This window comes from Microbacterium sp. NPDC055988, assembly GCF_042269505.1.
Classification (GTDB): Bacteria; Actinomycetota; Actinomycetes; order Actinomycetales; family Microbacteriaceae; genus Microbacterium.
The window spans coordinates 3,139,768-3,151,626 of the sequence record NZ_JBHJXY010000001.1 but is presented as its reverse complement, the minus strand read 5'-3'; the positions used below and the strand labels follow the sequence as shown (position 1 = coordinate 3,151,626).

At 68.0% G+C, this 11,859-nt stretch carries 14 protein-coding genes and 4 tRNA genes; 7 read left to right on the top strand and 11 right to left on the bottom strand.

The features are described 5' to 3' along the window. Genes ACFC14_RS15120 through ACFC14_RS15100 form a run of 5 tightly spaced genes read right to left on the bottom strand, consistent with a single transcriptional unit; the run spans position 1 to position 5,014 of the window. Positions 1-1,386, bottom strand: coding sequence for an acyl-CoA thioester hydrolase/BAAT C-terminal domain-containing protein (locus ACFC14_RS15120; RefSeq protein ID WP_376106127.1), 1,386 nt, complete (start codon positions 1,384-1,386; stop codon positions 1-3). Then, a complete protein-coding gene (locus ACFC14_RS15115) occupies positions 1,383-2,366 on the bottom strand; it encodes an Ldh family oxidoreductase (protein ID WP_376106124.1) in 984 nt (327 codons plus the stop codon). Before ACFC14_RS15115 ends, ACFC14_RS15120 begins: the two co-directional genes overlap by 4 nt. Before the next feature lie 16 nt (positions 2,367-2,382). Further along, positions 2,383-3,198 carry an ABC transporter permease gene (locus tag ACFC14_RS15110; protein WP_376106121.1) on the bottom strand — a complete coding sequence of 272 codons (816 nt, stop codon included), beginning with the start codon at positions 3,196-3,198 and terminating at the stop codon, positions 2,383-2,385. Beyond that, entirely contained in the window at positions 3,195-3,959 is a 765-nt protein-coding gene (locus ACFC14_RS15105; RefSeq protein ID WP_376106119.1) for an ABC transporter ATP-binding protein, read from the bottom strand. Before ACFC14_RS15105 ends, ACFC14_RS15110 begins: the two co-directional genes overlap by 4 nt. After that, positions 3,956-5,014, bottom strand: a complete 1,059-nt coding sequence (locus ACFC14_RS15100) for an ABC transporter substrate-binding protein (protein ID WP_376106116.1) — start codon at positions 5,012-5,014, stop codon at positions 3,956-3,958. The genes ACFC14_RS15105 and ACFC14_RS15100 overlap by 4 nt, the downstream gene beginning before the upstream one ends. Positions 5,015-5,206: 192 nt before the next feature. Between ACFC14_RS15100 and ACFC14_RS15095 the strand changes: the two genes are divergently transcribed. Then, positions 5,207-5,593 (top strand): SPW repeat protein, encoded by a 387-nt coding sequence (locus tag ACFC14_RS15095; protein WP_136044000.1) that lies wholly within the window; start codon positions 5,207-5,209, stop codon positions 5,591-5,593. 58 nt (positions 5,594-5,651) lie between these two features. Here ACFC14_RS15095 and ACFC14_RS15090 read toward each other — a convergent pair whose 3' ends face one another. The 4 genes from ACFC14_RS15090 to ACFC14_RS15075 form a co-directional block, all read right to left on the bottom strand. Further along, positions 5,652-6,137 carry a hypothetical protein gene (locus tag ACFC14_RS15090; protein WP_376106113.1) on the bottom strand — a complete coding sequence of 162 codons (486 nt, stop codon included), beginning with the start codon at positions 6,135-6,137 and terminating at the stop codon, positions 5,652-5,654. A 45-nt stretch (positions 6,138-6,182) separates the two neighbouring features. Next, positions 6,183-6,575: a GIY-YIG nuclease family protein gene (locus ACFC14_RS15085; RefSeq protein ID WP_376106110.1), complete on the bottom strand. Its 393-nt coding sequence runs from the start codon at positions 6,573-6,575 to the stop codon at positions 6,183-6,185. 88 nt (positions 6,576-6,663) lie between these two features. Next, positions 6,664-7,713, bottom strand: a complete 1,050-nt coding sequence (locus ACFC14_RS15080; RefSeq protein WP_376106107.1) for a 2,3-butanediol dehydrogenase — start codon at positions 7,711-7,713, stop codon at positions 6,664-6,666. Positions 7,714-7,741: 28 nt separating this feature from the next. Further along, positions 7,742-8,293, bottom strand: coding sequence for a TetR/AcrR family transcriptional regulator (locus ACFC14_RS15075; protein WP_376106104.1), 552 nt, complete (start codon positions 8,291-8,293; stop codon positions 7,742-7,744). A gap of 131 nt (positions 8,294-8,424) precedes the next feature. Between ACFC14_RS15075 and ACFC14_RS15070 the strand changes: the two genes are divergently transcribed. Continuing rightward, positions 8,425-9,519, top strand: a complete 1,095-nt coding sequence (locus ACFC14_RS15070; RefSeq protein ID WP_376106101.1) for a PQQ-dependent sugar dehydrogenase — start codon at positions 8,425-8,427, stop codon at positions 9,517-9,519. Between the two features lie 63 nt (positions 9,520-9,582). On the opposite strand, the gene ACFC14_RS15065 is transcribed toward ACFC14_RS15070, so the two are convergent. Next, positions 9,583-9,658 (bottom strand) — tRNA-Val (locus ACFC14_RS15065). 151 nt (positions 9,659-9,809) lie between these two features. Here ACFC14_RS15065 and ACFC14_RS15060 point away from each other — a divergent pair. The 3 genes from ACFC14_RS15060 to ACFC14_RS15050 all read left to right on the top strand — a co-directional run bounded on the left by ACFC14_RS15060 (position 9,810) and on the right by ACFC14_RS15050 (position 10,106). Further along, a tRNA-Gly gene (locus ACFC14_RS15060) sits at positions 9,810-9,882 on the top strand. A 54-nt stretch (positions 9,883-9,936) separates the two neighbouring features. Beyond that, positions 9,937-10,007 (top strand) — tRNA-Cys (locus ACFC14_RS15055). Positions 10,008-10,034: 27 nt separating this feature from the next. Then, positions 10,035-10,106, top strand: a tRNA-Val gene (locus ACFC14_RS15050). A 108-nt stretch (positions 10,107-10,214) separates the two neighbouring features. Here ACFC14_RS15050 and ACFC14_RS15045 read toward each other — a convergent pair. Continuing rightward, positions 10,215-10,481, bottom strand: a complete 267-nt coding sequence (locus ACFC14_RS15045) for a hypothetical protein (protein WP_376106099.1) — start codon at positions 10,479-10,481, stop codon at positions 10,215-10,217. Positions 10,482-10,571: 90 nt separating this feature from the next. Here ACFC14_RS15045 and ACFC14_RS15040 point away from each other — a divergent pair, with 90 nt between their 5' ends. Beyond that, positions 10,572-11,117: a PadR family transcriptional regulator gene (locus ACFC14_RS15040; protein ID WP_376106096.1), complete on the top strand. Its 546-nt coding sequence runs from the start codon at positions 10,572-10,574 to the stop codon at positions 11,115-11,117. After that, positions 11,114-11,857 (top strand): alpha/beta fold hydrolase, encoded by a 744-nt coding sequence (locus tag ACFC14_RS15035; protein WP_376106093.1) that lies wholly within the window; start codon positions 11,114-11,116, stop codon positions 11,855-11,857. Before ACFC14_RS15040 ends, ACFC14_RS15035 begins: the two co-directional genes overlap by 4 nt. The last annotated feature ends 2 nt before the right edge of the window (positions 11,858-11,859 follow it).

The following is an 11,859-nucleotide window of genomic DNA, read 5'->3' as shown; positions in this document are numbered from 1 at the left end:
CTACCGTCCTTCTTCGTGGGAGTGGGGGGCGTGGTCGGTCGACGACGCGGCGTGGTCCGCGGTGCGGTGGATGAAGGCGCAGACCTTCTCGAACGAATCGGCGCCGGCGACGGCGTTGCCTCGTGGCGTGCCGCCGTTCGAATAGTGCACACCAGAGACCGGGTGCACGCGGTCGATGTCGGTGCTGGGGAGATGGGGGAGCGCGATCCCGTGCCCCGCCTCCTCGTAGTCGAGGTGCAGACGCTCGGCGGTGTGCCGGTGTCTCGCCAGTGTGTCGTGCACGATGCGCGATGCCATGCTGGACGGCCACGCGCGATCGTCGAGACCGGAGATGCAGGCGACGGGACCGGGGAATCGTTCGATGGGGATCCGCGATGCACGGGCGAGCGCCCGATCGTGGAGGCCGTCGACGTAGACGTCGCGGTGGCGCGTCGGTGCGGGCTCGTCGTTCCAGGGCTGCCACGTCACGCCGGTGTTGTCGTGCCAGAGATGTTCGAGCGGCCGGCCGTCTCGCGTCCAGGTGGGGCCGTCCCACCCCTCGTCGGGGTCTGCGGCTCCCTGTGCGCCGAAGACGAACGCGGCGGGGACGAAGGCGGCGACCCCGAGGACGAGCTCGGGATAGGTCGCGGCCAGCAGCAGCGACAGTTCGCCGCCGCGCGACTGTCCGCTCACGATCGCGCGCCCGCCGAGCGGTGAGAGTTCCGCTGCGACGTATCGGAGGGCGTGTTCGAAGTACTCCAGCGGTGTGCGGGAGATGTGCTCGGGCAGACCGGGAGCCCGGAAGTAGCCCAGTGCGAGAGCCTGTATGCCGCGTGAAGCATACTGAGCGGCGCGCGTCTCGTTGATGCCTCCGCCGGAGCCGTTGAGCACGATCACCGTCGGGAGAGGGCCCTCGTGCGCGGGGCGGAACAGCGTGCCGACGAGGCCGCCTGAGCGGATCTCGGATCTCTCGACATCGCTCCCGTGGAGCCATTGCGTCACCTCGACGGCGGCCTCCGCGGCGTCGGCACCGTCGCCGGCCTGATCCAGATATCCCGTCGCCGGCTCGGCCCGGGCGGTGAGGAGCGTCGAGAGGGGACGAGCGACGTGGGCGGGTTCGGCGGAACCGGTCGTCCCCACCTCGCGGCGCTGCGACCAGAACAGACCCATCGAGTCCGCCACGCGGTAGTCGCCCGACACCGGAGCCTGCGTCCCGAGGTCGACATCGCCGTCGCGGTCGACGAGGAAGGTTGCCTGAGCGGCCCACTCGCCACCGTCCCGTACGGTGACCGCGCGGACGGTGACGAGAGATCCCGGCACCGCACCGCTGATGCGGATCGACCGCCGTTCCCACAGGGCGCCGTTCCGGGGAACCACGCGGAGGGCGAAGGATGCGTCCCGGCTCATGCGCCCGATGCTTCCGATGCTCGTCCGCGCAGCCAGGCTGCTGCCTCGTCGCGTACGGGGATCGTCTCGGGCAACTCCGCCGCGTCGGCAGTCAGGGCATCGAAGCGCGCGGGGAGATGGCCGCCGGCGCCGCGCCACTCCCGATCCAGTGCGGCGGTCGCGTCCGCGGTATCGGTACCGCCTGCGCGTGTGGGGTCGAACGCGATGAGGACCGCCCCCCTGCTGAGCGGGGCACCCGGGTCGGTGACCCGCCCGCCGACGGCGACACCGGCGAGGAGCTCGACCACGAGTCCGGTGAGCGACCCGACGAGACCCGCGGGGAGGAGAGCGGCGACGGCGGCGGGGTCCGTGGTGGGTTCCCCGGACTCGTCGACCGCACTCCCCTCCGGGAGGGGTGCGCCCGCGCCTCGTGCCTCGCGGACCGCGGCGAGCGTGAGGGTCGAGGTGGCGTAGTCGATCACGAGCGGCGGACGGTCGCCGCGCGGAACCCCGATGGCGAGCGGATTCGTGCCGATGGCGGCGGCGTGCCCACCCCACGGTGCGACGGTCGCCGGTGACTGCGCGGCGAGCAGGGCCACGGCACCACGAGAGGCGAGCGAGTGGGCCGCGAGTCCGAGGATTCCGAGTGCCCCCGCCCCTCGGACACCGACGATGGCCAGTCCGTGCGCCTCGACGCTCTGGGAGGCACGCCGCACGGCGGAGGCGAGCGCGACCACTCCGGGCACCCCGGTCGCATCGAGGGATCCGATCGGGTCGGCGTCGGTGACCGGGGTCGCCTCGGCCGCCGGGGCCCCTTCGAGCACGTCGAGCCGCTCGAGGTCACGGGCCAGCATCCCGATGCCGAACTCCGGAAGGCCGAGCAGTTCGGCCTGGATCAGCCAGAACGCCGCCAGCTGGACGTCGGCAGGATCGCTGAGCGGTGCGGTCGACCGGAGCACAGCGCGCAGGTCGGACAGCGTCTCGTGCGCATCGAGGTTCATTGCGTGCCCCCGCCGCTCAGTACTTGACCCACGGCACGACGCGGCGTTCGAGCAGAGCCCAGAGCGCCGTCGCGCCGTAGCCGAGCACGGAGATCGTGACGATTCCCACGTACATCTTCGACACGGCGAAGGTTCCCCACGAGCTCCAGATCATGTAGCCCAGCCCGCTGTTCGCACCCACGAACTCGGAAGCCGCAATGATCACGAATGCGCCACCGGTGGCGAGCTTGATGCCGGTGAAGATCGACGGCAACGCGTAAGGGAACGAGACGGTCATCCACCGCTGCAGCCGGGTCGCACCGTTGGCGTTGGCCACGTCGTTCAGCAGCGGCGGCGTCTGCATCACTCCACCCAGCGTGTTGAAGAGCAGATAGAAGAACACGCCGATCGCGACGATCACGTACTTGCTCGTCTCGCCGAGGCCGAAGATCAGCAGCAGCAACGGGAAGATCGCGACCTTGGGCACCGGCAGCAGGGCCGAGAAGATCGGATCGAGGAGCAGCCGCAGCGTGCGGACCGACCCGAGCAGGATGCCGAGGATGATCCCGGGCACCGCTCCCAGCACGAAGCCGACGGCGATGCGCGACAGGGTGATCCCGATGTTCTCGAGCAGGACTCCCGAGACCAGCAGTTCGAAGAACGTCTCGATGATGGAGGTCGGCGCGGGGAAGAAGCGCGGATCGAGGAGCCCCGTGCGGCTCGCGATCTCCCAGGCGAGGAGGATCAGCAGTGGTGTGTACGGGCCGAGTCTGCGTACCCACACGGATCCGCGCTCGGCCTGCACTGCCTCCTTGAGCTGCGCCTCGATGTTCGGGTCGGCGATCGTGGTCATGACGCCAGCTCCTGTTCCGTCGAGTTCTCCAGCAGCGACCACAGCCGCGCCGTGATCTCGCCGTAGCGCGGGTCGCGGCGAAGACCTGCGATGTCGCGCGGCCGTCCGAACGGCACCTCGATGTCGTCGATGATGCGTCCAGGACGATGCGACATCACGACGACGCGGTCAGCGAGCATCAGCGCCTCGTCCACGCTGTGCGTGATGAACATCACGGATTTCGACGTGCGCTCCCAGATCTGCAGCAGCTCCTGCTGCAGCGTCACCCTGGTCTGCTCGTCGAGCGCTCCGAAGGGTTCGTCCATGAGCAGTAGATCGCCGTCGTCGGCGAGGGCCCGGGCCACCGAGGTCCGCTGGCGCATTCCGCCCGAGATCTGCGCCGGGTAGAACCCGCCGAAATCGGAGAGTCCGACCAGCTCGAGCAGCTGATCGACCCGCTCGGTCCGCTGCGCACGCGAGAGCCCGCGCAGTTTGAGGGGGTACCCGATGTTCTGGGCGACGGTTAGCCAGGGGAACACACCGTGCTCCTGGAACACCACCGACGGGCGACTGGAGGTCTCGATCGTGCCGAGACTCGGTTTCTCGAGGCCGGCCGCAAGGCGCAGCAGCGTGCTCTTGCCGCAGCCGGACGGCCCGAGCACGCAGACGAACTCGTTGTCGGCGATCTCCAGATCGATGTCCTGGAGCGCGATCAGAAGGTCGTCCTTGCGGTCGGCGTTCGCGTAGGCCTTCCAGAGTCCCTGGACGTGGAGGCCGCTCATTTCTTCGAGGAGGCGAGGTCGCCGCTCTCCTGCAGGGCGATCGCGTCCTTCAGGATGTCATCGCGGTAGATGTCCTCGATGCCGGAGTCCCCATCGAACTCGAGCGCATCGCGGTCACGGAAGAACTGCTCCTGCCGGGCGACGTCCTTCCAGTCGATCGCTCCGCTCGGGTCTTGCGTTGTGAGGGCGATGGAGGTCAGCGTCTCGACCGGCAGGTCGGTGTACTCGGCGATGATCTCCTGCGTGGCGGGATCATCCCAGCCACCGTCCTCGAGTTCCTTGACCGCCTTGAGGTACGCAGCAGTGAACGCGGTGACGGCGGCGGGGTGCTTGTCCACGTACTCGGTGTTGAAGACCATGGCGCCCAGCTCGACGCCGGCCTGGTAGTCGATGGGCAGGAGCTCGTGGGCGATGCCCTGGGCGATGACGGCCGACGAGATCGGCTCGATCGACCAGCTCGCATCCACGGAGCCGTTGGCGAGGGCGGCGGGGATGTCGCCGGGGCTGAGGTTCACGAGCTCGACGTCGTCGACGCTCAGACCGGCGGACTCCAGCGCGAGCGCGACGGAGTAGATGCCGAATCCGCCGTCGCCGGGGATTCCGATCTTCTTCCCCTTCAGGTCGGCGGCGTCCTCGACGTCGGACGCATCGGACGCGATCAGGGGTGAGGGGTTGGCGCCCGACTCCGGGATGCGGGACACGCTCGCGATCACCGAGAGCGAGGCGCCCGCCTTGGTGGCGTTGAACAGACCCGCGCCCCAGGTGGCGCCGCCGGCCGTGATGTTGCCCGTGCTGACCTGCTGATACGTCTCTCCCGAGCTGCCGCCCTTGGCGACCAGCTCGACGTCGAGACCGGCGTCCTCGAAGTACCCGTTCTCCTCGGCGAGGAAGAAGGGCGCGTAGTCCGCGTAGGGCGAATAGAGGAAGGTGATCTTGGGGGCGTCCTCCGCAGTGTCGGTCGCTTCTCCCGACCCGGACGAGCTGCAGGCGGTGACCAGGAGTGCGCTGGCGAGGACGAGAGCGGTACCCGCGAGGGCGCGGCGACGAGAGGTCATGATCTTGCTCCAGGGGGTTCGGGTGGGGTGCACGGGAAGCACCTGGTCTCGAATCTATCGATTCGATGTGCTTCGGTTTTCCCTCCGTCGTCATATTCCGACACCGACGCGGCAGCGGGGAGGCAATCCGATCCGGTACGGGCTTCGAACCAGTGGTGAGTCGCGTTCAGCGGCGTCACACAAGGAGGAATCATGCGTTTCATCCCCACCAAGGTCCACGGAGTCCTCGACTACATCGTCGGCATCGCGCTGATCGCCGCGCCCTGGCTGTTCGGTTTCGCGAGCGTGGGCGGAGCCGCGGTCATCATCCCGATCGTCCTCGGCGTCGGGCTCATCGTGTACAGCCTGTTCACGAAGTACGAATGGGGGCCCTTCGGCTTCATCCCGATGCCGGTCCACCTCGTGTTCGACATCGTCGCCAGCCTGTTCCTGGCCCTCTCGCCGTGGATCTTCGGATTCGCGGACGAGGCGCTCAACGTCTGGCTCCCGCACGTCGTCGTGGGTGCCGCGGTGATCGTCGTGGTGCTCTTCTCGCAGCCTCAGCCGGCGACCACTCGGGGCCGCGTCGCCGCCGCCTGAGCGACACCCGGACGCGATGCCGGGCGACTGGACTTCCCGAAGCAGTCGCCCGGCATCGTCATGCTCCGGCGAAGACTCCGCCGCCCACGTTTCCCTCGTAGATCACGTTGAGCTGAGGCGGCGCGGAGGTCACCGTATAAGTGCTCCCCACCTCGAACGGGCCGGTGATCGAGAAACTGCCGAGATCGCCCGTCTCGCTCGGCGGCAGCGCGACGCCGTTCGAGATGGTGACCACATTGCCGCTGACCGCGACCACCCATCCGCCGGGAGCATTCACCGAGAAGTCCACGCCCTCCGGGAGCGTGAAGGTGAGCACGACCTCCCCGGGCACGTACGTCTGCGTCGCACCGAAGCCGTTGTAATTGGAACCGCTGAGGAAGATACCCCCGCCCGCGCCGCCGTAGGCGTTGCCGGTGACGTAGAGGGTCCCCCCGCCTGTGCTCGCGGCTGCGAGCGGTGTCGCGGCAGCCACGGCGATGATCGGGACGGACCAGGCTCCGGCGATGATGACTGAGCGTCGGGAGAGTCCACGTTCGTGTTCCATATGGGCATCCTTTCGTCGTGGGCCTTCCGACCAGCGTATGAGGGTCTACCGTGAGTCGTCGAGACCGCGCAGTGTGCGACTCAGCCAGCGGGCGTACAGCAGCCAGGGGTCGCCTTCTCGACGGAGGGCGGCGATGTGCGCCCGCAGCTCCGGGGTGAGGGTGAACCACTCACCGCCCTCTCGCACGGTGGCGAACTCGCGATGGCGCTGCTGTTCGACGGATCGGTCGCCGCGTTCGAACGCGAGCAGCTCCTGGTGCCGGATGCTCGCGAGGCGCTGCCGTGGGCGCCAACTGGTGCCGATCTTCACTCGGTCGTCGTATCGGATGTAATAGACGACGTCGATGCGGGGGAGCGGGAGGTCGGGATCGGGAGCATCGCCGTAGCGCCATCCGCAATCGGCGCAGCACCAGGCATCGCCTACCCGAACCCCGTGCATGCTGCCACAGAGCGCACAGGGGCTTGGAAGGGCGCGTTTCGTCGGCACCGAAGCAGACTACGCGCGCCCTCCGACACCCGGACCGGCCTCAGCCGGCGTGCACGAGGATCTTCGCGCCGGCACCTCCGCGCAGCGCGTGGATCGCTTCGACGACATTCTCGAGTGCGGTCTCCTGCACCCAGCCTGTCGTGTCGTAGGCGCCACGGGACATGGCCTCGATCACGGCGTCGAAGTCCTCGGGAAGATACGCCAGCGCACCCGCGATCTCGGTCTCGGCCATCACCAGCTGCGTGGGGAGGAAGTCCATCGTGCGCTCGTGGATGGCGACCACGACCACGCGACCACCGGGAACCAGGTTCGCCAGGGACGAGCTGACGGCTGCACCCACTCCGGCCGCATCGAAGGCGACCTCGACGCCTTCGCCGTCTGTCAGCGTCGCGACCGTGGCCGCGAGATCCTCGTTCACCGGATCGACCACCGTGGCCCCGAGGGCTGCGATGATCGCGCGACGCTCCGCGCTGGGCTCCGACACGAGCACCCGCTCCACTCCGCGCGCACGCAGTGCGAACCACACACCGATGCCGATCGGTCCGGCGCCCGCGATCAGAGCGGTGCCGCCCGCCTCGACGCCGCTGCGGGAGACCGCATGCCACGCGACCGACATCGGCTCGACGAGGGCACCCATCCGCAGGTCGACGTTCTCCGGCAGCACGTGCAGCTTCGTCGCGTCGACGGTGGTGAACTCCGCCATGCCACCACCGTCGGAGCTGAGCCCGTGGAAGCCGATCGTCTGGCAGGCGTTGAACATGCCTCTGCGGCAAGCGGGGCATTCGCCGCAGTAGTAGATGGGCCAGACGGCCACCCGGTCGCCCACCGCGATGTCGCTCACTCCCTCGCCGAGCTCGACGACGGTTCCGGAGAACTCGTGGCCGAGGATCTGGGGCAGCGTGGCACCCGTCACGGGGTGCGGGTGCTCGAGGTCGAGTCCGGCGGCCTCGGGGGAGTAATAGACGTGGAGGTCTGACCCGCAGATCCCCGCATATGCGTTGCGCAGTTTGACCTGTCCGGGCCCGGGCGTCGGCTCGGGGACCTCTTCGATGCGCAGGTCTTCCTTGGCGTGGAACAGTGCGGCCTTCATCTCTTCTCTCCTTCTTCTCCGGTAGCCGTCATCGCAGCCACCACTCCGGTGATGCCGCGAGGATCAGTCTCACGGCACGGTCGATGTCGTCGTCGTCGCTCCGCAGCCACTCCTCGATGGCGCCCACGGTGCCCGCTGCGGCGTACGCGACGGCGATCCGCATCGCGGAAGCATCCTCCGCGAACAGGGGCGGAACGATCTGCGAGTGCAGCTCGGCCCACACCAGCAGCCCGGAGCGGATGGATGCCTCCAGGTTGCTGCGCACAGGTGCGGCCAGCAGGGGCTGCATCGCCCCGCGGTACACCGATGCCCGTCGCCGGATGTGCTCCAACAGGGCTCGCTCCCCGTCACCGATGGCATCCGTGTGCGGCAGGATCTCCATGGCGGCGTCGATTTCTGCGGACAGCGCGTCGGCGAGGAGCTGCACCGGGCTCTCCGCGTGCCGGTAGAAGGTGTCTCTGGTGACACCCGCCGCTGCACAGATCGCGGAGACGGTGACATCGGCGACCGGCATCCGGCCGGCCAGTTCGAGCACCGCGCCACGGAGACTCTCGCGTGAACGTCGCGACCTCGCATCCATGGGTCCAGTCTATCTGACATGTGTCAGATAGACGCCTCTTCTGTGCCGTGGATCACGCGCCTAGTCTCGGAAGGGACGGGTACTCGCGTCGAGCGGCGACAGCGACGACCGGTGCGGCGAGGGGAGTGGCGATGGCGAACAGGTCCCGGCGTGGTCCGATCGCGTGGATCGTCGTGTCGGCCGTGTCTATGGCTCTTGCCGCGTGCTCACCGACGACGCCCAATCTGTCACCCTCGAGGCTTCCCGACGAGTCCGGATCGGTCTCCGGGGGAACCGAGACCACGATCGTCGAGGATCTGGCGGCGCCGTGGTCGATCGCCTTTCACGAGGGAATCGCACTGATCAGTGAGCGTGACAGTGCTCGGATCGTCGAGGTGTCGGACGACGGTGACGTCCGCGAAGTCGCGGTGATCGATGACGTCGCACCCGGTGGCGAAGGCGGCCTGCTCGGGATCGCCGTGCACGAAGGGCATCTCTACGCGTACTCCACCGCCGCGAGCGAGAACCGCGTGCAGCGCTTCACCCTCACCGGTTCGCCCGGTTCCCTCGACCTCGGCGCGCCGGAGACGATCCTCGACGGCCTGGCTGCCGCGACGAATCACAACGGCGGCCGCATCGCGTTCGGTCCCGACGGGATGCTCTACGTGACGGTGGGTGATGCGGGCGACCGCGAGAGTGCCCAGGACCCGGCGTCGCTGTCGGGCAAGATCCTCCGCATCACACCGGAAGGTGCGGTCCCGGACGACAACCCCGTCGAGGGGTCACCGATCTACAGCCTCGGACACCGCAACCCGCAGGGGCTGGCCTGGGATGAGACCGGGACGCTGTACGCAAGCGAATTCGGTCAGGACACGTGGGACGAGCTGAACGTCATCGAGCCCGGCGGGAACTACGGATGGCCCGTCGTCGAGGGTATTGCGGGCCGCGGGGAGTTCATCGATCCGGTGCAGCAGTGGGCGCCGGATGCCGCCAGCCCGAGCGGCATCGCCATCGCGGAAGACGCGGTGTTCGTCGCGAATCTGCGGGGTGAACGACTCCGTGAGGTGCCGCTGGGTGATCTTTCGTCGTTCGCCGAGCACCTCACCGACGCCTACGGACGGCTTCGTGATGTGGTCCTCGCCCCCGACGGTGCGCTGTGGGTGCTCACCAACAACACCGACGGTCGCGGCGATCCCGGGGACGGCGACGATCGGGTCATCCGCGTGTCGCTCGACGAGGGCCGCTGAATCGCAAGCTCGGGGCCAGAAAATGCCGGAAGCCCCGCAGCCGTGAGGTGTGCGGGGCTTCTCTGGTGGGCGATACCGGACTCGAACCGATGACCTCTTCCGTGTGAAGGAAGCGCGCTACCAACTGCGCCAATCGCCCATACCCGTGGGGTACGTCAACCGATACTACCCGACGCTCAGAGGCCGTACGGACCACTCTGTGAGACACGCGCGAGATTCGCCGCGGGTTTGGCGGAGGGGGAATCTTCGGCTAATGTTTCATGAGTGCCCGGGACAACCGGGAACGAAATGCGGATGTAGCGCAGTTGGTAGCGCACAACCTTGCCAAGGTTGGGGTCGCGAGTTCGAGTCTCGTCATCCGCTCGAGTGCAGAGGGTCTTCTTCGGAAGACTCTTCGCACGTGGGGTCAATCCACACGGTGGCGTGGCCGAGCGGCTAGGCACCGGCCTGCAAAGCCGTTTACACGGGTTCGAATCCCGTCGCCACCTCACGGGAAAACTGAATAGCCCCAACGGGCGCGATTGGCGCAGCGGTAGCGCGCTTCCCTGACACGGAAGAGGTCACTGGTTCGATCCCAGTATCGCGCACAGACAAACCCCCGGTTCTCCGGGGGTTTTTTCGTGCCCGGAAAGTGAGCGACCTGGGGGAGTGCGGGTCGGTTCGCGCGCGTCGCCGCATCCAGCGGTGTGGCGGGTTCAGACGGATCCGCCATCATGGCGCGCACCCGCATCGCCCGTCCATGGCGGGGTGGCCTCGATCGTTCCGTGCCCCTCTCGTCGCGCCGCCAGGGTGATCGAGAAGCCGATCAGGCCGATCGCGGAGACGCCGGCGACGAGGCCCGTCCAGAAGTCTTGGGTGAGCAGGCCCAGACCGATGCCCGCGACTGAACCGACGAACACGGCGACGACCCAGGCCATCACCCGGTACCCGAGAGTGACTTGAGGAACTCGATTCTCTTCCATGAGTGCACACTACGGATTCCTGGGTTGCACCGCCATGGGCCCGATTCCAGCTAGTTGACTTATCAACTAGCGGCGTGCTTCACTCGGAGCATGACGCTCTCCCGCATCATCCTCGGCTTCCTCACCGTCAGGCCCATGACGGGCTACGACCTCATGGCGGCCTTCGCGACCTCGGCAGCCTATTTCTGGCATGCCGACAAGGCTCAGATCTATCGCACTCTCGCAAGACTGGTGGAGGAGGGACTCGCCCGCACGGAGATCGTGACCGGAACGAACGCGCCGGATCGTGTGGTCCACCACATCACCGACCAGGGATATGAGGCGATGCGGGCATGGCTCGTCTCTCCGCCCGCTCGACAGGTGCCGCGGGACGCTTTCATCGCCCGGATGTTCTTCGCCGGTGAGCTGGACGATCCCGAGCTCGTCGCGGTGGTCGACGCTCGCATGGCAGAGGCGACGGCGGCGCGAGACGCGCTCCGGGTCATTCGTGCGCAGACCCCGCGTCCGGACGTTCGGTCCGACCGCTCGGGCTGGCTGCGTTCCATGACGCTGGATCAGGGCCTTCGTGAGCACGACGATCACATCGAATGGCTGGAAGCGCTCCGATCGGGGCTCGGGGCGGAGACGCGTTCATGACCCGCCCCGTCCTGTTCCTTCATGGTGGCACCGTCGGCGGCTGGAGCTGGGCGGGGCAGTCGTCGGCGTTCGACGACCGGCTCACCCTCGCGCCCGACCTGCCGGGGTACCTGTCCAGACGAGACGAACCCTGGACCGACTTCGACAGCGTGGCCGACCGGCTGGCGGCGTTCATCGACCGCGAGGCCGGCGAACCGGTCGACGTGGTCGGGCTCTCTCTCGGAGGGATGGTCGCGTTGCATCTCGCGGCCCGCTACCCCGCCGTAGTGGCGAGTGTTTTCGTGACCGGAGCGTCGGTGCTCCCGTACCGTCCGTCGATGCGGCTGATGAACTGGGGTCCGCTGATGCTGTGGAACCGGCGCTTCTTCTGGGCGGGGATGGCGCGTCAATTCGGGCTGGTGGGAGAGGAGGCGAAGCGGTTCGTGGTGAGCTGCCCGCCCATCTCCCGTGCGAAGCTGGCCGAGCAGCTGCATGAGGTCTATCCCGGAGGCGTGACTTCTCTGGCGGACGTCTCCGCTCCGCTCATGGCGATCGCGGGCGAGCGGGAGATGCGCTATTTCCACGACTGCCTGCAGGTCGTGCGCGCGGCGCGACCGGATGCGACGATCGGGCTCGCTCCCGGCATGCACCACGCGTGGAACGCCGAGGACCCCGAGCTCTTCAATCGCATCCTCCGTACCTGGCTCGACGAGAGGGCAGCCCACGCCGACCTGCTTCCGCTCGGGCCGAGCGCTCGCTGATC

Coding starts and splice junctions, on each gene's coding strand:
- ACFC14_RS15120 (WP_376106127.1), bottom strand. CDS start 1,386: ATGAGCCGGGACGCATCCTTCGCCCTCCGCGTGGTTCCCCGGAACGGC.
- ACFC14_RS15115 (WP_376106124.1), bottom strand. CDS start 2,366: ATGAACCTCGATGCGCACGAGACGCTGTCCGACCTGCGCGCTGTGCTC.
- ACFC14_RS15110 (WP_376106121.1), bottom strand. CDS start 3,198: ATGACCACGATCGCCGACCCGAACATCGAGGCGCAGCTCAAGGAGGCA.
- ACFC14_RS15105 (WP_376106119.1), bottom strand. CDS start 3,959: ATGAGCGGCCTCCACGTCCAGGGACTCTGGAAGGCCTACGCGAACGCC.
- ACFC14_RS15100 (WP_376106116.1), bottom strand. CDS start 5,014: ATGACCTCTCGTCGCCGCGCCCTCGCGGGTACCGCTCTCGTCCTCGCC.
- ACFC14_RS15095 (WP_136044000.1), top strand. CDS start 5,207: ATGCGTTTCATCCCCACCAAGGTCCACGGAGTCCTCGACTACATCGTC.
- ACFC14_RS15090 (WP_376106113.1), bottom strand. CDS start 6,137: ATGGAACACGAACGTGGACTCTCCCGACGCTCAGTCATCATCGCCGGA.
- ACFC14_RS15085 (WP_376106110.1), bottom strand. CDS start 6,575: ATGCACGGGGTTCGGGTAGGCGATGCCTGGTGCTGCGCCGATTGCGGA.
- ACFC14_RS15080 (WP_376106107.1), bottom strand. CDS start 7,713: ATGAAGGCCGCACTGTTCCACGCCAAGGAAGACCTGCGCATCGAAGAG.
- ACFC14_RS15075 (WP_376106104.1), bottom strand. CDS start 8,293: ATGGATGCGAGGTCGCGACGTTCACGCGAGAGTCTCCGTGGCGCGGTG.
- ACFC14_RS15070 (WP_376106101.1), top strand. CDS start 8,425: ATGGCGAACAGGTCCCGGCGTGGTCCGATCGCGTGGATCGTCGTGTCG.
- ACFC14_RS15045 (WP_376106099.1), bottom strand. CDS start 10,481: ATGGAAGAGAATCGAGTTCCTCAAGTCACTCTCGGGTACCGGGTGATG.
- ACFC14_RS15040 (WP_376106096.1), top strand. CDS start 10,572: ATGACGCTCTCCCGCATCATCCTCGGCTTCCTCACCGTCAGGCCCATG.
- ACFC14_RS15035 (WP_376106093.1), top strand. CDS start 11,114: ATGACCCGCCCCGTCCTGTTCCTTCATGGTGGCACCGTCGGCGGCTGG.